Here is a 272-nt window from a genome sequence, read left to right as displayed (position 1 = left end):
TACTTATCGCTGTAGTGATGTTTTCCACGGCTTTTATGGGGTGTGGCACTTCAACGGCCGGAAACGATAGAGCGGTTCCTGCGCTAATCACGTCGCCAAATAGTGCCAGTGTGGATGAACTACAAGCGGCTATTGCCAGTTTGTTGAATACAGACCATGTGATGATTGCTCAAAGCGCGTTTGCAGACACCAGCGTCTTGTCTATTGAACCTGCAATGCACAAAGACATGCATGGTCGTTTATTAATGGGTCGCTCTACCGAGATGCCAGAG

General features: G+C 48.5%; 1 protein-coding gene. It reads left to right on the top strand.

Features of this window, described 5'->3' with window-relative positions:
* On the top strand, positions 1-272 hold a 272-nt coding region (locus tag AAEY79_RS14945), incomplete at both ends, for a hypothetical protein (protein ID WP_352289180.1).

Source organism: Psychrobacter sp. GW64-MNA-CIBAN-0177 (genome assembly GCF_040309585.1).
In the GTDB taxonomy this organism is placed as follows: domain Bacteria; phylum Pseudomonadota; class Gammaproteobacteria; order Pseudomonadales; family Moraxellaceae; genus Psychrobacter; species Psychrobacter okhotskensis.
Note: the sequence above shows the minus strand (reverse complement) of the source record. Positions and strands in the feature narration are given on the sequence as shown.